Origin of the sequence: Sorangium sp. So ce119, assembly GCF_051524405.1 — a bacterium.
Taxonomy (GTDB): domain Bacteria; phylum Myxococcota_A; class Polyangia; order Polyangiales; family Polyangiaceae; genus Sorangium; species Sorangium cellulosum_G.
In genome coordinates this window covers 5,052,861-5,076,328 of record NZ_CP150310.1, presented here as the reverse complement: position 1 = coordinate 5,076,328, position 23,468 = coordinate 5,052,861, and the positions used below count along the sequence as shown (strand labels likewise).

The following is a 23,468-nucleotide window of genomic DNA, read 5'->3' as shown; positions in this document are numbered from 1 at the left end:
TCAAGCGCCACGGTAAACTTTTCTTCCGCGTGTTGTCCGGAGTACACTTGACGCTCCGGCGTCGTGGGCTCGCGCGGGGCGGGCGCCAGGGCGTCTCGGGGCGTGGATGGCAGGCAAGGAGCAGCGCCGGAGCGGCCCAGAGAGCCGCCCGGGCACGAGGAGCAGCGAGTCCGCGGAGCGCGCGCGCGCGACGCAGGAGCCGGACGCGCGCGCGGCGATGACCGCGGAGGAGGGCGTGGAGGCGGACGCCCTCGCGCAGATGCGGCGCGAGATCCGGACGCTGCTCGGCGGGATCATCGGCATGAGCGGCCTCCTGCTCGACACCGAGCTCGACGCGGAGCAGCGCGCCTGGGCCCGCCGCATCCGGAGCAGCGGGGACGCGGCGCTCTCGATGATCGACGACCTCCTCGACGCGGGCCAGCCGGGCGGCCGCGGGCTGGCCGTCGACCGCACCGACTTCGACCTGCGCCGCGCCGTCGAGGACGCGGCCGAGCTGCTCGGCGACCGCGCCCACGACGACCGGACCGAGCTCGTGCTCGACGTCGATCCCGAGGTGCCGGGCGCCGTGCGCGGCGACGCGGCGCGGCTGCGGCAGGTGCTGCTCCACGTCGGCACCCTCGCGATCGGCGCGGCGCCCCGGGGCGAGGTGCTGCTGCGCGCCGCGCTCGCGGGCGACGACGGCGAGGCGCCGGGCGGGCTCGATGGCGCGCCCGAGGGCGCTCTCGTGCGGGTGCGCTTCGACGTGCGCTTCGCGGGCGGGGCAGGGCTCGCGGCCGGCGCGCCGGGGCAGGGGGCGGGGGGCGCGCCGCGCGGGGACGCGCTGCCCGCGTACGAGCGGGACCTCGGCGCGGAGCCCGGCATCGCCGTCGCGCGGCGCCTCGTCGGCGCGATGGGCGGCGAGCTCCGCGTCCTCGAGGAGCCCGGCGCGCGCCGCCGCCGGATCGCGTTCGCGCTGCCGTTCGAGCGCGGGCGCGGCTCGGAGCGCGCGCTCATCCCGCGCATCGATCTGCCCGGCAAGCGGGTGCTGGTGGTCGACGACAGCGGCGCGGTGCGGCGCGTCGTGCGGCGGCTGGTCGAGGAGCTCGGGCTCGCGTGCAGCGCCGCGGCCGACGGCGCCGCGGCCCTCGCCGCGCTGCGCGAGGCGGCGGGCGCCGGGGCGCCCTACGACATGGTGCTGATCGACCTCGAGCTGGCCGATCTCGACGGCCTGCAGCTGCTCCAGCGGATCAAGGCGGACGCCGCGATCGCGCCGGTGCGCAGCGTCCTCATGACCTACCCCGGCCGGGAGGCGCCGAGCCGCGCCGAGGTCGACGCCGTGCTGAACAAGCCGATCCGGCGGGCGCAGCTGCACTCGAGCCTGCGGCTGCTCGTGGGGCTCCCGACGGAGCACGTGGCCGCCGGGGTGCGCGCGCACGCGCCGAGGTCGCGGCGGGGGGCGCCAGCGACCGACGCGCGCAGCTCGTCGCGCCCGAAGATCCTCGTGATCGACGACAGCGCGGTGAGCCGGAAGGTCGCGGCGTTCATGATCGAGAAGCGCGGCTACCGGGTCGAGGCGGTGGGCAGCGGCCGCGCGGCCGTCGAGGCGGCGCGCCGCGGGGGCCACGCCGCGGTGCTGATCGACTGCCGCGCGCCGGCGGCGGGCGACGACGCCCGCGCGGCGGCCGCGGAGCTCCGCCGCGCCGAGCGGCCCGACCGGCGGACGCCGATCATCGCGATGACCGAGGACGCCGGGCGGGACGCGCGGGAGAGGTGGCTCGCGGCGGGGCTGGACGACGCGGTGTCGAAGCCGCTGAAGCAGGACGAGATCGACGGCGTGCTGCGGACCTTCTGCGCGGCGTCGCGGTCCGGCGCGTACGAGGCCGTGCAGCACGACGCGGCGCCGCCGAGCGTGGAGCTGCCGCCGCCGACCCTGGTCACGCCCTCGCCGCCGCCGACAACGCGGCGCGTCCCCCCCGCCGCCCCGTCGAGGCCGCGGGGCGGGCTGCGCGCGGTCGAGCCCGACGTCGTCACCGAGGTGATCGAGCTCTTCCTCACCGAGGCGCCGACGCGGGTCGCCTCGATGCGCGAGGCCGCGGCGCGCGGGGCGCTCGGCGAGCTCGAGCGGCTCGCGTGGGCGCTCTACGAGAGCGCCGACAAGCTCGCGGCGCTCAACTTGAAGGAGCTCTGCGCGCGGCTCGACAGGGAGGCGCGCGCCGGGACGATCGTGAGCGCGACGGAGGCGGTGCAGGCCATCGCTCGAGAGGTCGAGCGCGTGCAGTCCTCGCTCGCGGCGGAGCTCAAGAAGCGCGGGCTCCGGTGATCCCGGAGCCCGAGAGCCCGAGGCTCAGACACTCAGATAAGAAGAGTCGTTCCAGCCCGCGACACGGCTGCATCCGTGACGTCGCACGCCCGGAGTCGGTGCGATGAGCTACATCAAGGGGCGTGTCCTGAATTTCCAGGCTTCGCTGGTGACAGGCTGCCGGGCTGTTTGCCCGGCGAACAGCGCGTGGACGGGAATCGCCGAGAACGTATAACGCGTTGCGTTAAGCCTCGGACGACTCCTCGAAGACGCGCAGGCCGTATTTCTCGAGACACCAGAGCACGCCGATGACCAAGCTGCGCTTGTCGTCGACGAAAGACGGCTTCTTGCCTTCGAAGTAGTGGCCCGCGAACTGGAAGCCCCATCCCGTCGCGAACATAGCGGCCGCGAGCGGGAGGCCGATGAGGGTCGCGCCCACGGGGAAGCTCGCGACGATCAGCGGTATGCCGACCTTGTGACACGCCTGGTTGCGCGGGTCCTGGTGGTCTTCCTTGTACCGGCGGAGCACCTGTGTCCATTCGGCGTTGAGGCGGAGCATGCGACCACCTTACCATGCTGGCGCCCGGCGCGAGGCGCAGGGCGACACGCGGCAGCGCGGGCGGCGCCAGCGCCGACGCCCGTGCTGCGCGCGCGCCGGCGCGACCCCGCGCGCCTCCGGCGAAGACCGGCGCCGCCGCTTCTCGGTTGCCGTTGGAAGGAATGAGGCGTAGTTGGGCAGTGTGAGCGGTCACAGAACCGGTCCCATGGCCACGACAGCTCCCTTGTCGTTCAAGACAGGGGAGATCCTCCAGGGGGCGCGCTCGGAGAAGCGGCGCGTGCTCCTGCTCGTCTATCACCATGATGGCGTCGAGATGGCTCCGATGAGCCCCGGCGTCGGCGTGGTCGTCGGCAGGGAGCCCCCCGCCGACGTGGTGATCCGCGACAGGAGCATCTCGCGCCGGCACGCGCGCTTCACGCTCGTGGGCGGGGAGGTGGTGGTCGAGGACCTCAATTCCCGCAATGGGACGCGCATCTCTGGGCAGCGGGTCGAGAGCGGCGTGGTCAAGGCCGGGGACGAGGTGCTGCTCGGCGGCATCGTCGCGTCGGTCCACGTGCTCGCCGGCGGCGAGCTGCCGCCGTTCGGCCTCGAGGGATCCGACGCGCTGCGCGTCGCCCTGCAGGCCGAGATCGTGCGGTCCAGGTTCTTCAGCCGCAAGTTCGCGCTCGTCGTGGTCCGCTCGCTCGGCGAGCAGGCGGGCCACCTCCGCCACTGGGGGCTGCGCGTGCGCGAGGCGCTCAGGCCCGTCGATCGGGTCGCGTTCTACAGCCCTGACACCCTCGAGATCCTGCTCCCCGAGGTCACGCCCGAGCTCGCGGAGGAGCTCGCGAAGGCGATCGTCACGCGCCGCGAGGGCGAGCCCACGCTGGTGTCCGGGGTGGCCGTGTTCCCCGACGCCGCGACGACCATCGACAAGCTCATCGAGGTCAGCCACGAGGCGTCGCGGAGCGCGACCCCCGCGGAGCCCGTGCGCCTCGCCGCCCCCGAGGGCGCGCTGCTCTTCGTCGCGCCGAAGGCCGAGGGCGCCCGGCCGCCCGAGGAGGAGGGCGCCGCGGACGCGGCGGAGAGCCCGTGGGAAGCCGACGGCCACGTCCTCGCGACCAAGAGCCCGCTCATGCGCTCGCTCGTCGAGGTGGCGCTGCGCGCCGCGCGCTCGTCGATCCCCGTGCTCCTGCGCGGCGAGACCGGGACCGGCAAGGAGGTGCTCGCGCGGTTCATCCACGACCGCAGCCCGCGCCGCGGCGAGCCGCTCATCTGCGTGAACTGCGGGGCGATCCCCGCGCTGCTCATCGAGAGCACCCTCTTCGGCCACGAGCGCGGCGCCTTCACCGGGGCGAGCCAGCAGCAGAAGGGCGTCTTCGAGGCGGCCGCGGGCGGCACGGTCCTGCTCGACGAGATCGGCGAGCTGCCCCCGGCGGCGCAGGCCGCGCTGCTGCGCGTGCTGGAGACCAAGCGGGTGACGCGCGTCGGCGCGACCAAGGAGATCGAGGTCGACGTCCGCGTGATCGCCGCGACGCACCGCGATCTCGACGCGATGTGCGAGGCGGGCACGTTCCGGCTCGACCTGCTCTACCGGCTGAACGCGATGACGCTGAACATCCCGCCGCTCCGCGCGCGCCGCGACGACATCCCGGCGCTCGCGGCGGGCTTCCTGCGCCAGGCGAACGCGGAGGACCCGAGCCGGGTCCAGTCGATCGCGCCCGAGGCGCTGGCGCTGCTGAAGAGCTACTCGTGGCCCGGCAACGTGCGCGAGCTCCGCAACGCGATCGAGCGCGCGGTGGTGATCGCGGAGGGCGAGGCGATCATGGCGCGCGATCTCCCGGAGCGCGTCCGCGTGGCGGTGACCTCGCCCAGCTCGCCCCCCGCGGGCACGCGCGCGTCCGACCCGGGCATGGCCGCGGTCGTGTCCCAGCGCGCGTCCGATCTCTCCGGCGGCGCGTCCGGGCCGGGCTCGTCGGCGAGCCCGATGGCGGGCGGCCTCAAGACACGCCTGGAGCAGATCGAGGCCGACCTCCTGCTCCAGGCGCTGCGCGCGTCCGAGTGGAACCAGACGGAGGCGGCGCGGCGCCTGGAGCTGCCGCTCCGGACGCTCCAGCACAAGATCAAGGTCTACGGCATCAAGAAGCTCGGCTACGGCGTCGCCCGTTAGCCGTCAGCAGGCGAGGCGCCGCCTGCCGGAGGCGCCCGCCTGCAGCAGGCGCCCGCTACTGCGAGAACCCTTCCAGCATGTAGTGCGCCTCGATGCGCTTGAGCGCGAGCACCATCGCGGCGAGCCGCATCGGCAGGCGCTTGCCGAGGACGAGCCTGGTCGAGTCGTGATCTTCGGTGCGGCGCGGCCGGTTCTCCGCGATATCGCAGATCAGGCGGTAGTTGCTCTTGATGGCGCGCTCCAGCCGCGTGTTCACCTCGCCCTCGGTCCAGTGCTCCATGCGCTTGTTCTGGATCCATTCGTAATAGGAGACCGTCACGCCGCCCGCGTTGCCGATGATGTCGGGGATGACGCTGATCCCTCGCTCCGCGAGCACCTTGTCTCCCTCGGTCGTGGTCGGGCGGTTGGCGCCCTCGGCGACGAGCTTCGCCTTGATCCGCTCGGCCACCTCGCCGGTGATGGCGTCGCCGAGGGCGGCCGGAATACAGATGTCCGCGTCGACGCCCCAGAAGTCGTCGCGCGCGATCGCCTGGGCGCCGCTGTAGCCCGCGACCGATCGCCGGAGGTTCGCCGGGTTCTCGTTCACGTAGGCCATGAGCGCGCCGACCTCGACGCCGTTCGGGTCGAGGATCGCGCCGTCCGCGTCCTGCACCGCGACGCACCGCGCCCCCATCCGGCACAGGATCTCGGTGGCGGCGGAGCCGACGTTGCCGAAGCCCTGCACGATGAAGCGCGCCCCCGCGAGGGGGAGGCCGCGCTGCGCGTACCACTCCTCGATGCAGTAGGCGAGCCCCTGGCCGGTCGCCCTGGCGCGCCCCTCGGAGCCGCCGATGCGCACGTCCTTGCCTGTGACCACGCCGCGGTGGTTGTGCCGCTCGCGCTCGCCGTCGCTGTACTGGCGGAGGAGCCACGCCATCACCTCGGCGTTGGTGCCCACGTCGGGCGCCGGGATGTCGACGTTGGGGCCGATGAGCTGCTTGAGCCGGTACATGTACCGGAGCGAGATCGACTCGAGCTCCTCCTTGCTGTGCTCGCGCGGATCCATGCGAATGCCCCCCTTGGCGCCGCCGAACGGGACATCGGCGATCGCTGTCTTCCACGTCATCTCGGCGGCGAGCGCGTTGAACAGGTCGAGCGACACGGCCTTGTGGAAGCGAAGCCCGCCCTTGTAAGGCCCTCTCGCCTGGTTGTGCTGGACCCGGTACGCCTTGAAGCGGGCGAACTCGCCGGGCTGGATCCGGTAAAGCCCCTGGTCGCCGAGGCGGATCACGCCGTCCTGCACGTGGATCGAGCCGCTCCGCAGCGCCTCGGGGCGGAGGATGAGCTTGCCGTTGAAGAGCGGGGTGATGGCGGCGCGATTCGGGATCACCGACGCAGGGAGCCGCTCGTACGCCGCGGCCGCCTCGCCGCGGAAGGGGACGAGGCGGTCCTGGAGCTGCGTGGTGACGTAGAAGATGTGCTCGTAGTCGGGCTGCTCGAGCTCCAGCCGGATGCGGGGCGCCAGGCCGATGAGGTCTGCGGCCGTGTGAAACACCACCATGGATTCGCCGAAGATGTTGGTCTCCGGCTCGCGCTCTAGCAGGGGGACGTCTTCCATCGCCGTATGCTGCCTCGACCGCGCGGCGGGGGTCCAACGTTTCGCGCCGGTCCCCGCGCGCCGCTCGACCGCTCGAGCGCGCGACGGACGGGCCGCCGGCCTCGCGCGGAGAGCTGGTGCGGCTCTCCGCGGAAGATCCGGCGGCCCGTCGGGTCGCTCACCGCTGTTTCTGGCCGGCAGCGTGGCCGACGCGCTCAGCGCACGATGTCAGGGGAACATGCCAGGGGCGAACGCTCCGGCCGGGAAGCCACCCGCGCCGCCGAGGCCACCGGGGAAGCCGCCGAGACCCCCGAGGCCCCCGACGCCGAGACCGCCGGGGAAGCCGCCGAGACCACCGAGACCCCCGAGGCCACCGAGGCCCCCGGCGCCGAGACCGCCGGGGAAGCCGCCGAGACCACCGAGGCCACCGGGGAAGCCGCCCATACCACCGAGGCCACCCGGGAAGCCGCCGAGGCCGCCGAGGCCGCCGAGGCCGCCGAGGCCGCCGAGGCCGGGGGCGCCCCACCCGAAGCCGCCCGGCGCACCTCCGAAGCCGCCGGCCCCGAACGGACCGAAGGGCGACCCGCCGTACGGCGACCCGCCGAACGGCCCGCCGGCCTGCCCGACAGGGAACGGCACCTGGCCGACCTGCCCGGGGATCTGACCGATGGGCGCGCCCTTGTCGACGGGACCCGCGATCGGCCCCTGGAGCGGCCCGCCCTTGCCGATGGGCGGCACGCCGAGGCCCGGGTCGAGCGGCCCGCCCTTGCCGATCGGGACCTGGCCGCCGATATCGCCCTTGCCGGGGATCAGGCCGCCCCGCGTCTCCTCCTGGTCTTCCCCCTCCAGCGCTTGAACGCTCGACGCCACGTCGACGTCGGCCTGCTCCAAGTCGGCCTCTTCCGGTGTCACTGCGTCGACCGCGCACCCGGTCATGAACACAGAAAAGAGCATCGCCGCTTGCGCCATCTTCATATCGATTGAGCTAACCATCCGTCCTCCTTCCATGCCCCGCGAGGGCCTTCAGGCCCGCGGTGTCATGTTGAGCGGCGTGGAGAGCAGGCTGCGTGCCCGAGAGCGCGTGTGCAGAGCCTGCCGCGTCGCCCTCTGTCGCTGCCGGCCCGCGACCGGCGAAAGTGCATTGTCTGAATCCGCGCCGGAGGGGAGTTCTGCCCCGTTTCACCGCGCCCGAGCGCCGCCGCGCCGGCGCGTATCGACAGCGCCGCGCAGCGCCGATGTGGGATGCGCCCGGGCGCTGGAGAAAGGCAAATGTCGTCGCGCGCGCGCGGCGCGGCGCGCGGCCGGACGGCATGAGAGCGGCCCGACTTGCTGCTTTATCGGGCCCTCGCAAACCGCATTTCCGAAGACCTGGTCGATCTCTGCAATCGAGGGTCGCCGCGACTCGACATCTTCGCTCCCCGGCCGCGACGCCCGCGCTCCCGCGCACACGACCGCGCGCGCTGGTCACGCCATGCGCAGCCCACTTCAGCCGATAAGGTCCCCGCGCGTCGCTCCTCGTGCGGCAGCCTCGTCGATGGCGCGCGCCGCGCCGCGCCGCGCGCTGTCGCCGTCGTCCGGAACGACGGCGCCGCCGCCGGCGTCGGCGGCGGACGGCGGCCGTTCGCAAGGCAGCAGCGAGCGCGGCCTCCTCCGCGGAGCGTCCAGCGCGACGCAGACGTCCCCGGCGTCGCCGGGAAAGTCGGCGCGATCGCGGCACCTCTTCCTGGCAGGAGCCTGTCTCCTGTTGTAAGACTCATTACGCTAAAGGAGCTCACGCGGCGCCGCCCAGGCGCTGTCCTCGCCACCCCGCGGTGGGCTCACGATGATCTCTGGTGCTCGAAGCGCCGGTTCATGCAGGACACGCGCGGTCTTCGCGCTGCTGCGGGCGCGCTGAAGAGCCGCTCGCCCGGGGGCGGGGCCCGCGACGCGCGATCCGAGGCAGCGCTCTTTCTGAGGAGGGGAATCGCATGCGCCGCTGCGCGACGTGCCCGGGTTCAAGCTGGCTGGCCGTCTGCATTGCTGTCCTGTCGCTGCCCACCGCGGCGTGCAGCGACCCCTCGTTCCGCTCCGATGCGCCGCTCGAGCGCGAGATCGTCCCGGTGAGCTGCGCGCGCGGGCACGTCCTCGGCCCTGGCGGCGCGTGCATGCCGGTGGGCATCCAGGGGTGCGCCGCGCTGTTCATGGAGGACGACGGCCTCTGCCACCCCTCGATGGCGAAATGCCCTGCGGGGACGATCCCGAAGTTCGATGAGGGCTGCGTTCCCGTGGGCATCCCGCGGTGCGCCAAGGAGCTCGAGGGCGACGACGGGCTCTGCAGGCCGACCATGGCGAAGTGCCCGACTGGCACCTTCGCCACGCCGGAAGCGGGGTGCGTGCCGGTCGACGGCCCCGACGGCTGCGGGCCGGGGCGGTGGGGGAGCATCCCTCGCGCGCCCGGGACCCTGTATGTCGACCCGAGCTACCCCGGCGCGGACAGCGACGGCTCCGAAGCGAGGCCGGTCACGACGCTCGCGGCGGCGCTGGAGCTCGCCGCCGAGGGCGGCACGATCGCGCTCGCGGAGGGCACCTATGACGAGCCGGTCGTCGCGACGAGGCCGCTCGCGATCGCCGGCGCGTGCGCCTCGCACGTGCGGATCCGGGGGGTCAGCCAGCTCAGCCACCCTCCCGCGACCGTGGCCGTGCTCGACGCGGGGGAGGTGACGCTGCGGGGGATCGAGATCGGCGGGGACGGCGCCGGCGTCGTGGCGACGGGCGCGAGCGCCGTGACGCTCGAGCGCGTCCACATCCGGGGCGCCGCCCACGCCGGCGTCCTGTCGGGCGGGGGCGCGCGGATCTCGGTGGCGCGGAGCTGGATCGAGGGGACGCGCTCCGGGATCGCGGGGGACGGTACGGGCGCCCTCGCGAGGGACGGCGGCGCGCTGTCCGTGAAGGAGAGCGCCGTCACGGGCAACCACGGCGCGGGCGTGGCGGCGCACCAGGCGGGCGCCACGGCGGCCGTGGTGGGCAGCCTCGTCGAGGGGACGCTGGCGTCCGAGGCCCACCGCGATGGCCAGGGGATCGTCGTCCGCGACGGCGCCGAGGCGTCGATAGAGGCCTCGGCCGTGGTGGGAAACCGGCTTTCGGGGATCTTCGCCATGACGGGCGCCTCGGCGACCCTCTCCAGCGTGCTCGTCGAGGGGACGCTCCCCGGGCTCCACGATCTGAATTTCGGCGTCGGCGTGTTCGCGGCGGAGGGGTCGCGCGTCGCGATCGACTCGAGCGCGGTCGTCGGCAACGCGGAGATCGGCGTCGCCGTCATCGGCGAGGGCGCCGCTGCGACGATGGCGCGGAGCCTTGTCGCGGGCACGGTGGCGGCCGCGCCGGAGTCGCCGCTCGCCGGGTTCGGTGTGGCGGTCGCCCGCGGCGCGGCGATGCACCTCAACGACAGCGCGATCTTCCGGAACCGGGCGGCCGGGGTTCACGTGGTCGATCTGTCCGCCGAGCTGATCGCGGAGCGCAACCTCATCGAGGGCACGCTCGCCGAGGGGGCCTGGGGCGACGGCGCCGGGGTGATCGTGATGGAGGGCCGCGCGACGCTCGCGTCGAACGCGGTCCGCGCCAACGAGGGGAGCGGCCTGTTGATCGGGTATCCCGGGTCCGAGGCGACCGTGACAGGCAACCTCGTCGAGGGGCACGTCGCGCCGGACCGCCGCTCGCCGGTGGGGCGGGGGATCGTCGTCTACCGCGGCGCCAGCGCGGTGCTCGCGGGCAACGTCGTCAGCCGCAACCGCTCCGTCGGCGTCCTCGTCGGCTCGGAGATCCCGGGCGGCAAGGTCGAGATGACGGGTGACCTCATCCAGGACACCTTCGGCGACGGCGACGGCGACGGCGACGGCGACGGCAGCGACGGCGCCAGCGCGGGCTTCGGCGTCGCGGCCGCGGGCTACGAGCTGCGGCTCGACTCGGCCGTCATCCGCGCCAGCCGCACGGCCGGCGTGGCGCTGTTCGGCGCCGACGCCGACGTCTCCAGGACGATCGTCGACGGGGTGGCGGCCGACGCGCGCGCCGGAGACGGCGCGAGCAGCGACGATCTCGTGGCCGACGGCATCCTGGCGCTCGCCGGATCCACGGCCACCGTCGCCGACGTGCGGGTCGCCGGCTGCGCGCGGGCCGGCATCCTGTTCGACCGGAGCGCGGGTGGCCTCTCCAGGGTGCACGTCTCGGACAACCTCTTCGGGCTGGTCGTGCAGGGCTCGCCCGCGCTCGACCGCGGCAAGGAGAGCGTGTTCACCGACAACGTCGCGGCGGACGAGCTCTTGGGGGGCGAGCTCCCGGTGCCTGCATCCGCTCCCCCGCTGTGGTGAAGCGCGAGCCCGTCTGCCCGCTTCGAGTCCTCGCGCGAAACCGTGAAGACATCGAATGGAAACTCCCGCGGTACGTGGTATTCAGGGGAGACGGCAGCGGGGGCTCCGGGGCCCAGGCGCCCAGTCGCCAGCCTGCGATGCGATCCCGAGCCCACCGCGCTTCCTCACAGGGGTCCGGGGCGGACCCCATCGCGCCGCGCCTTCCGGGCTCGATCTGCTTACACCAGCACGGAGCGTGTCCAGGTCTCGCCCCTCGAGACGACCCGTCCTCGATCGCCGGTGCGGAGGTTGAAATTTCTGGTCTTGTCACCGCTCGCGGGTCTCTGTTATAGACGTCCCCCGGCCGAACCAGGAACGCCGCGTCAGCGGTGCTCTGCTTTCTTACGATGGTCGCAGAAAATAACAGTGTCAGTGTTGGGCCTGTCGTCCCATCATGACGCGTGATGACAGCACGAGATCGAGTTGCTGCGATGAGGCTTGACGCACCACGACATCTCCGCTGAAACCCGCCTGAATGAGCAGCGAGAGAACTTGACAACGACCTCGAATCCCCGTTGACACTGATGTGCGAAGACGGCTACAGTGCCGACGTCTGGATGCCGGTATGGTGCGCTGCGTTGCGCGCGTCGAGCTCCAGCAGGCCGCTCTGTCGCGTGGCGGCTCCCCGGAAGATCAATGAAGTGGGATAGGGACGGTGGGCGCTCGGGTGTGCTCACGAGGGCCCCGCGAGGAGCATTCTCATGAGGAATCGGTTCTTGCCCCGTCGGACGTTCGTTCTGTCGGCGCTGCTTCTTTCGGTCGGCGTTACATCGGGCTGCGGGAAATCCGATGTTCAGCAGGACCCCTTGAAGCCCGTGGGTTCTGCGCCCGGCGCGCAAGGCAAGGCCACCAACGCGGACACCTTCCTCACCGTCTCGATCGAGCAGCAAGCGTCGTGGGTTCGCAACTTCAACCCTCTGCTCGCGGCAGGCAACGTTCGCTGGCCCACCGTCGCTGGCATTTACGAGCCGCTCCTCGTTTACAACACGATGAAGGGCGAGTTCACCCCGTGGCTCGCGTCGAAGTACGAGTGGAGCAACGGGAACAAGACGCTCACCTTCACGACGCGCCCTGGCGTCAAGTGGTCCGACGGCCAGCCCTTCACGGCGAAGGACGTGGCCTTCACCTTCGCCCTCCTGAAGAAGCACACCGCCCTCGACCTGCAGGGCGTCTGGAAGTGGCTGACCGCGGTGGAGGCCAAGAGCGACTCCACGGTCGAGTTCTCGCTCACGCGGCCGTACGTCCCCGGGCTCGTGTTCCTCGGGCACCAGCCGATCGTGCCGGAGCACAAGTGGAAGGACGTGGCGGATCCGGTCACGTACACCAACGAGAACCCTGTCGCGACGGGGCCGTTCACCGAGGTGAAGACCTTCCAGAACCAGATCTACGAGCTCGGCCGTAACCCGCACTACTGGCAGCAGGGCAAGCCCGCGGTCAAGGGGCTCCGCTTCCCGGCCTACCCGGGCAACGACCAGGCGAACCTGGCGCTCCTGAACGGCGAGGTCGACTGGGCCGGCAACTTCGTCCCCGAGATCGAGAAGGTCTACGTCGGCAAGGACCCGGCGAATCACCACTACTGGTTCCCGCTCGTGGGCAGCACCGTGTTCGTCTACACGAACACGACGAAGAAGCCCCTCGACGATGTGCGGGTGCGCAAGGCGCTCAGCATGGCGCTCGATCGCGAGCAGATCGTCAAGGTCGCCATGAACAACTACACGCGGCCAGCGGACGCGACGGCCCTCAGCGACGCGCACGAGCGCTGGCGCAGCCAGAAGGTCGTCGAGGGCGGCGACTGGGTGAAGTTCAACGTGGCCAAGGCGAACCAGATCCTCGACGAGGCGGGCTACGCCAAGGGTCCGGACGGCATCCGCGTGAAGGACGGGAAGCCGCTGCGCTTCGACCTCAACGTCGTCACCGGCTGGTCCGACTGGGTGCGGGCGGCGCAGATCGTCACGCAGCAGGTGAAGCAGATCGGCGTCGAGGCGACGCTGAAGACGTACGACTTCAGCGCGTTCTTCGAGGCGCTCCAGAAGGGCACCTTCGACCTGTCGATGGGCTGGTCGAACGAGGAGCCGACGCCGTACAACTTCTACCGCGACCTCGTGGGCACCGCGACCGTGAAGCCGGTCGGGGAGGCGTCGGCGCGCAACTGGCACCGCTTCGGCGCGAAGCAGGCGGACAGCCTCTTCGAGGGGTTCGAGGCCGCGACGGATCAGGCGGAGCAGAAGAAGCTCCTCGAGCAGCTCCAGGAGATCTTCTCCGAGACGGCGCCCTCGATCCCGCTGTTCCCCGGGCCGTCCTGGGGCGAGTACAACACCCGTCGCTTCACGGGGTTCCCGAGCAAGGAGAACCCGTACGCGAAGCTGTCGCCCAACAACCCGCCCGAGTACCTGCTCGTCCTCACCGAGCTCAAGCCGAAGTGACGTTGGCGTGATCTGATCCGGAGAGCAGGTTAGAAGAGAGAGCTTCTGTGCGTTACCTCCTTCGACAGCTAGGCTTGTACTTCATCGCGGCGTGGGCGTCGCTCACCCTGAACTTCCTCATTCCGCGGCTCATGCCGGGCGATCCCGCCTCGGCGATGTTCGTGCGCTTCCGCGGCCAGCTCCAGCCGGAGGCGATCGACGCGCTGCGGAAGGCGTTCGGGTTCACGGGTGAGCCGCTCTACAAGCAATACATCACCTACCTGAGCCACACGCTGACGGGCGATCTCGGCCTGTCGGTCGCTCACTTCCCCGCGAAGGTCACGGACGTGATCGCGACCGGGCTCGGCTGGACGCTGCTCCTGTCGGGCGCCGCCGTGATCCTCAGCTTCGGCCTGGGGACGCTGCTCGGGATCATCGCGACGTGGAAGCGCGGCGGCCTGCTCGACTCGGTCATGCCGCCCGTCCTGATGTTCCTCGGCGCGTTCCCCTACTTCTGGCTCGCGATGGTGTCGCTCTACATCCTCGGGTTCGTGCTCGGGGCCTTCCCGCTGCGCCACGCCTACAGCGACACGCTCTCGCCCGACTGGAGCCTCGAGTTCATCGGGAGCGTGCTGTCGCACATGGTCCTGCCCGCCCTGTCGATCGTCGTCGCCACCATCGGTGGCTGGATGCTCGGCATGCGCAGCGCGATGGTCACGGTGCTGTCCGAGGAGTACATCACGATGGCCCAGGCCAAGGGGCTCTCCCAGTGGCGGGTCATGTTCACCTACGCCGCGCGGAACGCGCTCCTGCCCAACGTCACCGGCTTCGGCATGGCGCTCGGCTTCGTGCTCGCCGGGTCGCTGCTCACCGAGATCGTCTTCTCGTATCCGGGTCAGGGCTACCTGCTCATCCAGGCTGTTCGTAACCAGGATTATCCGCTCATGCAGGGGATCTTCCTCACCATCACGTTCGCCGTGCTGGGGGCGAACTTCCTGGTCGACGTCATCTACGTGTTTCTTGATCCTCGCGCCCGCGGGCGCTGAGGGCTGGGTCCAGGAGAAGCGATGGCTGCGCAACAAGGCAACAGCGGGGGCAATGCCACCCGCGAGGCGGGGTGGATCCGCCGGCTCCTCTCGAATCGCAAGGCGATGGTGGGCACGCTGATCGTGCTCTTCTTCCTGCTGATCTCGGTGCTCGGCCCCACGTTCGTCGGCCAGGACCCGCACGCGTTCGTGGGCATGCCGCACGAGGCGCCCTCGGCCGAGCACCTCTTCGGCACGACGGGCCAGGGGCAGGACGTGCTCGCGCAGACGATCGTCGGCGCGCGGACCTCGCTGGCGGTCGGCTTCGCGGCGGGCTTCGCCGTGATGGCGATCGGCGCGGTGATCGGCATGGCCGGCGGCTACTTCGGCGGCTGGATCGACAGCGTGCTGTCGCTGCTCACGAACGTCTTCCTGATCATCCCCGGCCTGCCGATGGCCGTCGTCATCGCGGCCTACCTGCCGGCGGGGCCGATGACGATCCTGCTCGTCCTCATCATCACCGGCTGGGCGTGGAACGCGCGCGTGCTCCGGTCGCAGGTGCTCGCGCTGCGCGACAAGGACTTCGTGTCCGCGGCCCTGGTGAGCGGCGAGGGGAGCGCGCGCATCATCTTCCGCGAGATCCTGCCGAACATGACGTCGCTGCTCATGTCCGGCTTCATCGGCGCGACGATCTACGCGATCGGCGCGCAGGTCGGCCTGGAGTTCCTCGGGCTCGGCGACCTCAGCGCCGTGACCTGGGGGACGAACCTGTACTGGGCGAGCAACAACGCCGCGCTCCTCACGGGCGCCTGGTGGACCATCGTGCCCACCGGCGTGTGCGTCGCGCTCGTCGGGTTCGCGCTCACGCTGATCAACTATGCGATCGACGAGATCTCGAATCCGCGGCTCCGCGCGGAGGGGGCCTGGTCGCGTATGCTCAAGAGCCGCAAGGTCGCGGTCGGTCCGTCAACGCCGGTAGTGAGGGCTCATGGCGCCTAGTCCGCTTCTCTCAGTTCAGGATCTCCGGGTCGAGTTCATGACCCCGACCGGCCCGGTGTGCGCGGTCGACAACGTCTCCTTCGACATCGCGCCGGGCGAGGTGCTCGGCCTCGCGGGCGAGTCGGGGAGCGGCAAGTCGACGGTGGCGATGGCCATCATGCGGCTGCTGCGCCCGCCGGCGATCATCACGGGCGGGCGCGTGCTCTTCGCCGGGCAGGACGTCCTGTCGATGAACGAGGAGCAGCTCCGCGCGTTCCGCTGGCGGAAGATGGCGCTGGTGTTCCAGAGCGCGATGACGGCGCTCAACCCGGTGCTGACGATCGGCGAGCAGATCGCCGATCCGATCATCGCGCACGACGGCGTGACGAAGGCGCAGGCGATGGAGCGCGCGGCCGCGCTGCTCAAGCTCGTCAACATCGACCCGTCGCGCCTGACCAGCTACCCGCACCAGCTCTCGGGCGGCATGCGTCAGCGCGTCGTGATCGCGATCGCCATGGCGCTCAAGCCGCCGTTCCTCATCATGGATGAGCCCACGACGGCGCTCGACGTGGTCGTGCAGCGGGAGATCCTGCAGCAGATCGCCGAGCTCAAGGAGCGCCTCGGCTTCTCGATCCTCTTCATCACGCACGACCTCTCGCTCATCGCCGAGTTCTCCACGCGCATCGCGATCCTCTACGCGGGCAAGCTCGCGGAGACCGCCCGCGCCAAGGACCTCTTCAGCGATCCGAAGCACCCGTACACGCAGGGGCTCCTCGGATCGTTCCCCTCGGTCCGTGGGCCGCGTCGTCGGCTGCAAGGCATCCCGGGCTCGCCGCCCGACATGCGCAACCCGCCGCCCGGCTGCCGCTTCCACCCCAGGTGCCCGCAGGCCTTCGCGACTTGCCAGCACGAACTGCCGGTCCTCCGTGAAATCGCGCCCGAGCACCGCGGCGCCTGCCACCTCTACTGACCATGACGATGACGCAACCGTACGCTTCACCTGTCCTCGACGTGGTGCGCCTCGGCAAGTACTTCCCTGTCGGCGGCGGGCTCCGCGCGCAGCAGCTCCGGGCGCTGCACGACGCCTCGTTCACGCTCTCGGAGCGCGAGGTCATCGCGCTGGTCGGGGAGTCGGGCAGCGGCAAGAGCACGATCGCCCGGCTGCTCGCGCGGCTGATGCCCCCGAGCAGCGGGCAGATCCTGTTCAAGGGCCGCGACGTGCTCAAGGAGGAGCCGAACCGCGCCTCGCTCGCGTACCGCGGGCAGGTGCAGATGATCTTCCAGGACCCGTTCGGCTCGCTGAACCCGGTGCACACGATCGGCTACCACCTGGAGCGGCCGCTGCTGCTCCACAACAAGGCGCCGAACGCCGCGATCCTCAAGGAGAAGGTTCACGCGCTGCTCAAGACGGTCGATCTGACCCCGCCGGCGGAGGTCGCGGCCAAGTTCCCGTACCAGCTCTCGGGCGGCCAGCGGCAGCGCGTGGCCATCGCGCGCGCCCTGGCGGTGGACCCCAGCGTGATCCTCGCGGACGAGCCGATCTCGATGCTCGACGTCTCGATCCGCATGGGCGTCCTCAACCTGATGGAGCGCCTCAAGGAAGAGCGCGGCATCTCGTACCTCTACATCACGCACGACATCGCGAGCGCGCGCTACGTCGCGGATCGCACGATGGTGATGTACGCCGGTCACATCGTGGAGGGCGCGCCCAGCGAGGAGCTGATGCAGCAGCCGGCGCACCCGTACACGAAGCTCCTGCTGTCGGCGGTGCCGGACCCGAACGGCTCGATCCGCGGCGAGCTGCCGGCCCGCTCCGGCGCGCCGAAGCTCGTCAACCCGCCGCCGGGGTGCCCGTTCGCCGACCGCTGCCCGAGCGTGATGAACACGTGCCGCGAGCAGATGCCCGGGGCCGTCGACGTCGGCTCGGGGCACTGGGTCCGCTGCCATCTCTACTCGCCTGGCATGGTCGCGGCGGCCGCGCCCTTCCAGGCCACGGTGCCGGCCCCCGTCGGGACCCTGCCCGTCTGAGGAGAACCACGAAGCCACATGCCGTCTCTGAGATTTCCCGACAAGTTCGTTTGGGGCGTCGCGACGTCGTCCTATCAGATCGAGGGCGCCACGAGCGAGGATGGCCGGAGCGAGTCCATCTGGGATCGCTTCGCGAAGACGCCGGGCCAGATCACCGACGGGACCAACGGCGACATCGCGTGCGACCACTACCACCGGTGGCCTGACGACATCGCGCTCATGAAGAGCCTGGGCATGATGGCCTACAGGTTCTCGATCGCGTGGCCGCGCATCCTCCCGAACGGTCGGGGCGCGGTGAACCAGAAGGGGCTCGACTTCTACAGCCGGCTGGTGGACGGCCTGCTCGAGGCCGGGATCGAGCCGTACGCGACGCTCTTCCACTGGGATCTGCCGCAGGTGCTCCAGGACGAGGTCGGGGGCTGGCTCCACCGCTCCACGGCGGACGCGTTCGTGGAGTTCACCGACGCGATCACCCGGAAGCTCGGCGACCGCGTGAAGAAGTGGATCACCCACAACGAGCCGTGGTGCACGGCGTTCCTCAGCTACGAGAAGGGGATCCACGCGCCGGGCATGCGCGATTTCAGCAAGGCGCTCACGGTGAGCCACCACCTCTTGCTGTCGCACGGCCTCGCGGTGCCCGTGGTGCGCAGCAACTGCCCCGGCGCCGAGGTGGGCATCACGCTGAACTCGAACTACGCGATGCCCGCGTCGCCGAGCGCCGCGGACCACGACGCGGCCCGCCACTACGATGGCTATTTCACCCGGTGGTTCCTCGACCCGCTGTACGGCCGGCACTACCCGGCGGACATGATCGCGGACTACATCAAGCTGGGCTACCTCCCGCCGGAGGGGCTGACGGTGTGCAAGCCGGGCGATCTCGACATCATCGCGACCCAGTGCGACTTCATCGGCCTGAACTACTACTCCCGGGCGGTCCTGCGGAGCACCAAGGTGCCCGAGGAGCAGAACCTGCCGCGGACGGTGCACGTGGCGCCCGTCTCGGAGCAGACCGAGATGAACTGGGAGGTGTACCCGGAAGGTCTGCGGCGCCTGCTCCTGCGGCTGCACGTGGAGTACGGGGTACCGAAGATCTACGTGACGGAGAACGGCGCGGCCTACTCGGAGGGGCCCGACAAGAGCGGGCGCATCCCGGACGAGCGCCGGCTCAAGTTCCTGCGCGACCACTTCGTCGCTGCGCGGCAGGCGATCGACGCGGGCGTGCCGCTCGCCGGGTACTTCGTGTGGTCGCTGATGGATAACTACGAGTGGGATCGCGGCTACTCGCAGCGGTTCGGCATCGTGTGGGTGGACTACGAGACGCAGCGGCGCACCCCGAAGGACAGCGCGCTCTGGTACAAGGGCGTCATCGCCGCCAACGCCGTCGACGACGGCGCCTCGCAGGCGACCTGACGGGCGGCGCGCCGCGGACCGCGCGGCGCGCCGCGGCTTCGCTGGGCGGGGCAGCTCGGCGAGGCCTCCTCCCGCGCCGTCACGTCACGCGGAGCACCTCGTCGAGGGACGTAACGCCCTCCTTCACCCGGGCGAGCCCGGCCTCGCGGAGCGGTACGAGCCCGACCTTGCGCGCGGCGTCCCGGTACGCGCGCTTGCCGGCCCGCGCCTTCACGAGGTCGCGCAGGTCGTCGTCGAGCTCCAGCATCTCGAACAGCCCGATCCGGCCCCGGTAGCCGGTCATGTGGCACGTCTGGCACCCGACGGCGCGCTTCAGCTCGGTGCCCTTCTCGACGAGGACCCGATCCTCCTCGCCGGTCACGTCGCTCTCGAGCTCGTACGTCTCCGCGCACTCGGCGCAGAGCCGCCGCACGAGCCGCTGCGCGATCACGGCGAGCAGGGCGTTGGCGACGATCCACGACTCGGCGCCGAGGTCCACGAGGCGCGCGACGGTGTCGACAGCGTCCGAGGTGTGCAGCGTCGACAGCACGAGGTGCCCCGTGAGGCTCGCCTGCAGCGCGATCTGCGCGGTCTCGGGGTCGCGCATCTCGCCGACCATGATCACGTCCGGGTCCTGCCGCAGGATGGCGCGCAGGCCGGTGGCGAAGGTGAAGCCCTGCCGCGGGTTGGTCTGCCCCTGCGTGATGTCCCCGAACTCGACCTCGATGGGGTCTTCGAGCGTCACGATGCTGAGCTCGCTGGTCTTCATCACCTTGAGCAGCGAGTAGAGCGTCGAGGTCTTCCCCGACCCGGTCGGCCCGCACACGACGATGAGCCCCGACGGGCGGTCCGCGAGCCGCTCGAGCCGCGGCAGGTCGGACTCGGGCAGCCCGAGCTTCTCGAGCGCGATGAGCTGGTGGCTGAGCAGCACGCGCAGCACGAGCGTCTCGCCGTGGATCGCGGGGAACGTCGAGGCGCGCAGGTGGATGAGCGGGTGGCCGTGCAGCTCCAGGCTGAACTGGCCGTCCTGCGGCAGCCGCCGCTCGGTCATGTCCATCCGCGCCAGCACCTTCACGCGCGAGGCGAGCGACGGCGCGAGCTCGAGGGGGATCTGCCCCTGCGCCACCATCACGCCGTCGACGCGGTACCGCACGCGGAGGCTGTCGCGCTTCGGCTCGACGTGGATGTCGCTCGCGCCCATGGAGACCGCGCGGCGGACCAGGTGATCGAGGACCTTGACCGCATCGAGGTCCTCGGACGACGAGGGGGGGCGGCTGAGGCTCACCGCGCGCCTTTCTTGCCGCCGACGTCGACGGTGCGGAGCGAGACCATCTTGAGCTCGTTCGAGGGAGGGAACGTCGCCCAGACGCTGACGCCGTAGAGGCCGGGCCGCTTGCGGTCGTCCAGCGGGACCTGGATGTCGAATCGATTGCCGGTCACCTGAAGAGGAATAGGCGTCTTGAAGCCCTTCGGGAAGAACGTCGCGTAGGGGGGCGGGATCGGGTAACCGCCCATCTTGAGCAGCTTCTCCGGCGGGATCGGCTTGCCCGCCTCGACCCGCGAGATCCCCACGCCCGCGATCTTCGCCGGCGCCCTGAGCTCGCCGGCCACCCGGATCACCTCGCCGACCTGCGCCCGCCCGGGGAGCGGCTGGTATGTCCCGTAGTCGTCGACGAACTCCTGCGCCATGCAGGCGATGTCGAACCCCTTCGCCTTGGCCAGGCCGACCCCGAGCGAGGTGTGCGGCGCTGTGAGCACGTTGCGCCGGTGCCCGTCGGCCGGGGGCTTCTCGTTCATGAAGGCGTGGTGCACCCGCTCGAGGCTCTCCGCGGAGAAGCGCGGATCCGGGTCGAGCTCGCGCGGGATCGCGTCGGCGAAGCAGCCGGCGTTCTCCATCACGAACCCGTCGCCGCCCGCCGCGGTGTAGCGCTCCTCCGGGACCGATCCGTCGCTGCCCCAGTGTCCGGTGTAGCCGACGCCCACCATGTCCTCGGCGTGCCGCCGCCCCGCGCGCGCCGCGGTCTCGTCCCACGTGACGGGCGGCAGCTTGTGCGCCGCCCGATCGCGGTTCACCAGCGCGAGCACGTACCGCCCTGCCTCCGCGCGCGTCATCCCCCGGCCCGGCGCCGGCGGCGCCGCGGCGGCCTGCGCCTCGCCGCCGTCCTCCTCGCCGCGCGCCTCGCCCTCCTCGGGTCGCGCGCCGTCCTCGCTCGCGCCCTCCACGGCGAAGGCCGCGGGCGGCCCTTCCGCCGGCTCCTTGCCGGCGCCCGCGCCGCACCCGGGCGCGTGGGCGATCGCGGCGACGAGCCCGAGCCACGGCGCCCCGGGCCAGCGCCACCGCCGATCGTCCATCGCCCCGGTCCTCCCTCGTGTGCCTCTCGTGATCCCGCGCATCGTCGCGACGGTAGCGCCTCGGTGTCGCGCGCGCACCCGGGCAGCGCCGGCACCGCGCACGCCGCGCGCCGCGCGCCGCGCGCCGCGCGGCGGCGTGCGCGGCGCCGAGGTGGTAAGCGATGCGCCACGTGAGCACCTCCTCGTCGTCACAGGGCGCGGTCGCCGCGCACCCGCCCGGGGCCTCCGCGATCGTCCTCGCCGCGGAGCGCGAGGGGCGCGCGGCGCGGCCGACCGCCGGCGTGCTGTGGATGATCCTCGCCCAGGCGCTGTTCGCCGTGATGAACGTCCTCTCGCGGCTTTCGTCGGAGCGCGCCCCGTGGCCCGAGGTCGCCGCCTCGCGCGCGCTGGTGGGCGCGGCCACCGCGCTCGGCGTCGCGCTCGTCCGCCACGCGCCGCTCTCCATGGAACGCGGCGACCGGCGCCTCACGTGGGCGCGCTCGCTCTGCGGCACCGGCGCGATGCTCTGCGTCTTCTACACGCTGGGCTCGCCGCAGATCGCGCTCGGCGACGCGGTCACGCTCGGGGCGACGAGCCCGATCTTCGTCGCGATCCTCGCGCCGCGGATGCTCGGCGAGCGGAGCAGCCGGGGCCTCTGGATCGCGATCTTGCTCGCCTTCGCTGGTGTCGCGCTGATCGCCGCGCCGAGGCTCGCGATCGCGGGCGAGACGGCGCTCGTCGCCACGCTGGGCGCCGTCTTCTCGGCGTTCGCCATGATCTGGCTGCGCCGGATCGGCGCCAGCGGGACGCGCGCGAGCCCCGAGTCGGTGGCGCTGCACTTCTCGCTCGTGGCGAGCGCCGCGATGATCGCGCTGTCGATCCCGGTCTGGCGGACGCCCGACGCCCTCGGCGTCGCGCTGCTGATCGGGACGGGCCTCGCCGGCGGCCTCGCCCAGCTCGCGATGACGCGCGCCTACGCGCTCGACAACGCGGCGCGCATCGGCGCGATCGGCTATGTCGGGGTCGCCCTGTCGCACGTGCTCGCCGCCGCCTGGCTCGGCGACGTCCCGTCGGCGCGCCAGGTCCTCGGGGCGGCGCTGGTGATGGCGGCCGGCCTCTGGCTCGCCTCCCAGGCGCTGCGCGACGCGCGGCGGCCAGCGCGTCGATCGACGCGTTGACCGGGTCCACCTCGCGTGAGATAGCCCTCCTCCGCTCAAGGAGGATCTGCATGAAAGCGTTCGCAGTGCAGGGTTCGTTCGGCCTCGACGCGCTCGGCCTGGTCGATCTCCGCGATCCGGCGCCGGGGCCCGGGCAGGTCGTCCTCAGGATGAAGGCGGCGTCGCTGAACTACCGCGACCTGCTCGTCGTAAAGGGTCTTTACAACCCGAAGTTCCGGCTGCCGCTCGTCCCGTTCTCCGACGGTGTCGGCGAGGTGATCGGCGTCGGGGAGGGGGTGACCCGGGTGAAGGTCGGCGATCGCGTGTGCCCGATCTTCAACCAGCGCTGGATCGACGGGGAGCTCACCGCGTCGAAGGCGAGGGGAGCGCTGGGCGGCGAGCTGCCCGGGGTGCTCTCCGAGCAGGTGCTCGTCAGCGAGGAGGGGGTGGTCGCGGCCCCGGCGCACCTCACGGACGAGGAGGCCGCGTCGCTGCCCTGCGCCGCGGTGACGGCCTGGCACGCGCTGTTCGCGGCGAGCCACCTCAAGGCGGGCGACACGGTGCTCGTGCAGGGCACGGGCGGCGTCTCGATCTTCGCGCTGCAGCTCGCCCGGCTCGCGGGCGCGCGCGTCATCGTCACGTCGAGCAGCGACGAGAAGCTCGAGCGCGCGCGGTCGCTCGGGGCGTCGGAGACCATCAACTACCGCGCGACGCCCGACTGGGACACGCAGGCGCTCTCGCTCACCCGCGGCGCGGGGGTGGATCACGTCATCGAGGTCGGCGGCGCGGGCACGATCGCCCGTTCGCTCCGCGCGGCGCGGATCGGCGGGCGCGTGAGCATCATCGGCGTGCTCTCGGGCGGCGCGCCCGAGCTCAACCTGTTCCCGTTCCTGATGAAGCAGATCGTCGCGCAGGGCATCTTCGTGGGCTCACGGGCGATGTTCGAGGACATGAACCGCGCGATCGCGGCGGGCGGCCTGCGGCCGGTCGTCGACCGCGTCTTCCCCTTCGGCGAGGCGCGGCAGGCGCTCGACCACATGGCGAGCGGCGGGCACTTCGGGAAGATCGCGCTCCGGTTCTGACACGGACCGGGCCGGGCGCGGCGTCCGCCCGGGGCTCCGGCGCGGTCCGCTCGGAAGTGGCCTCGCCGGCCCAGGTCGTCTACGAGTCGTGACGCATGGATTCCGCGGCCGGCGCGCTCGCCTGCGCCGCGC

16 protein-coding genes are annotated in these 23,468 nt (G+C 71.8%); 11 read left to right on the top strand and 5 right to left on the bottom strand.

Annotation, left to right across the window (positions count from 1 at the left end; translation table 11 throughout):
- The first annotated feature begins 106 nt into the window (after positions 1 to 106).
- On the top strand, positions 107 to 2,299 hold the full coding sequence (locus WME76_RS19030; protein WP_437961506.1) for a response regulator: 2,193 nt from the start codon (positions 107 to 109) through the stop codon (positions 2,297 to 2,299).
- A 223-nt stretch (positions 2,300 to 2,522) separates the two neighbouring features.
- On the opposite strand, the gene WME76_RS19025 is transcribed toward WME76_RS19030, so the two are convergent.
- Entirely contained in the window at positions 2,523 to 2,837 is a 315-nt protein-coding gene (locus tag WME76_RS19025; protein ID WP_437961505.1) for an Mpo1-like protein, read from the bottom strand.
- Positions 2,838 to 3,042: 205 nt separating this feature from the next.
- Between WME76_RS19025 and WME76_RS19020 the strand changes: the two genes are divergently transcribed.
- On the top strand, positions 3,043 to 4,986 hold the full coding sequence (locus WME76_RS19020) for a sigma 54-interacting transcriptional regulator (RefSeq protein ID WP_437961504.1): 1,944 nt from the start codon (positions 3,043 to 3,045) through the stop codon (positions 4,984 to 4,986).
- Positions 4,987 to 5,041: 55 nt separating this feature from the next.
- Here WME76_RS19020 and WME76_RS19015 read toward each other — a convergent pair whose 3' ends face one another.
- Together WME76_RS19015 and WME76_RS19010 are read right to left on the bottom strand one after the other, a co-directional pair.
- A complete protein-coding gene (locus WME76_RS19015; protein WP_437961503.1) occupies positions 5,042 to 6,583 on the bottom strand; it encodes a Glu/Leu/Phe/Val family dehydrogenase in 1,542 nt (513 codons plus the stop codon).
- A gap of 207 nt (positions 6,584 to 6,790) precedes the next feature.
- Complete coding sequence (locus WME76_RS19010; RefSeq protein WP_437961502.1) at positions 6,791 to 7,537, bottom strand: hypothetical protein; 747 nt, start codon at positions 7,535 to 7,537, stop codon at positions 6,791 to 6,793.
- A 992-nt stretch (positions 7,538 to 8,529) separates the two neighbouring features.
- On the opposite strand from WME76_RS19010, the gene WME76_RS19005 reads away from it, so the two are divergent.
- From WME76_RS19005 to WME76_RS18975, 7 genes are all read left to right on the top strand, one after another.
- A complete protein-coding gene (locus tag WME76_RS19005; RefSeq protein WP_437961501.1) occupies positions 8,530 to 10,905 on the top strand; it encodes a right-handed parallel beta-helix repeat-containing protein in 2,376 nt (791 codons plus the stop codon).
- A 740-nt stretch (positions 10,906 to 11,645) separates the two neighbouring features.
- A complete protein-coding gene (locus WME76_RS19000; protein ID WP_437961500.1) occupies positions 11,646 to 13,367 on the top strand; it encodes an ABC transporter substrate-binding protein in 1,722 nt (573 codons plus the stop codon).
- A gap of 47 nt (positions 13,368 to 13,414) precedes the next feature.
- Positions 13,415 to 14,392, top strand: coding sequence for an ABC transporter permease (locus WME76_RS18995; RefSeq protein WP_437961499.1), 978 nt, complete (start codon positions 13,415 to 13,417; stop codon positions 14,390 to 14,392).
- Positions 14,393 to 14,413: 21 nt separating this feature from the next.
- Positions 14,414 to 15,370 carry an ABC transporter permease gene (locus WME76_RS18990; protein ID WP_061614210.1) on the top strand — a complete coding sequence of 319 codons (957 nt, stop codon included), beginning with the start codon at positions 14,414 to 14,416 and terminating at the stop codon, positions 15,368 to 15,370.
- Positions 15,371 to 15,407: 37 nt separating this feature from the next.
- Positions 15,408 to 16,319 (top strand): ABC transporter ATP-binding protein, encoded by a 912-nt coding sequence (locus WME76_RS18985; protein WP_437961498.1) that lies wholly within the window; start codon positions 15,408 to 15,410, stop codon positions 16,317 to 16,319.
- Positions 16,320 to 16,321: 2 nt separating this feature from the next.
- The gene (locus WME76_RS18980) at positions 16,322 to 17,377 is read left to right on the top strand and encodes an ABC transporter ATP-binding protein (RefSeq protein WP_437961497.1); all 1,056 of its coding nucleotides are present in this window, start codon (positions 16,322 to 16,324) and stop codon (positions 17,375 to 17,377) included.
- An 18-nt stretch (positions 17,378 to 17,395) separates the two neighbouring features.
- Entirely contained in the window at positions 17,396 to 18,787 is a 1,392-nt protein-coding gene (locus WME76_RS18975; RefSeq protein ID WP_437961496.1) for a GH1 family beta-glucosidase, read from the top strand.
- A 79-nt stretch (positions 18,788 to 18,866) separates the two neighbouring features.
- Here WME76_RS18975 and WME76_RS18970 read toward each other — a convergent pair whose 3' ends face one another.
- Both WME76_RS18970 and WME76_RS18965 read right to left on the bottom strand, forming a co-directional pair.
- Positions 18,867 to 20,051: a GspE/PulE family protein gene (locus tag WME76_RS18970; RefSeq protein WP_437961495.1), complete on the bottom strand. Its 1,185-nt coding sequence runs from the start codon at positions 20,049 to 20,051 to the stop codon at positions 18,867 to 18,869.
- Positions 20,048 to 21,118: a CAP domain-containing protein gene (locus tag WME76_RS18965; protein WP_437961494.1), complete on the bottom strand. Its 1,071-nt coding sequence runs from the start codon at positions 21,116 to 21,118 to the stop codon at positions 20,048 to 20,050. Before WME76_RS18965 ends, WME76_RS18970 begins: the two co-directional genes overlap by 4 nt.
- Positions 21,119 to 21,279: 161 nt before the next feature.
- On the opposite strand from WME76_RS18965, the gene WME76_RS18960 reads away from it, so the two are divergent.
- Both WME76_RS18960 and WME76_RS18955 read left to right on the top strand, forming a co-directional pair.
- Entirely contained in the window at positions 21,280 to 22,275 is a 996-nt protein-coding gene (locus WME76_RS18960; RefSeq protein ID WP_437961493.1) for a DMT family transporter, read from the top strand.
- A gap of 50 nt (positions 22,276 to 22,325) precedes the next feature.
- Positions 22,326 to 23,336 carry a zinc-dependent alcohol dehydrogenase family protein gene (locus tag WME76_RS18955; protein WP_437961492.1) on the top strand — a complete coding sequence of 337 codons (1,011 nt, stop codon included), beginning with the start codon at positions 22,326 to 22,328 and terminating at the stop codon, positions 23,334 to 23,336.
- Positions 23,337 to 23,468 lie beyond the last annotated feature (132 nt).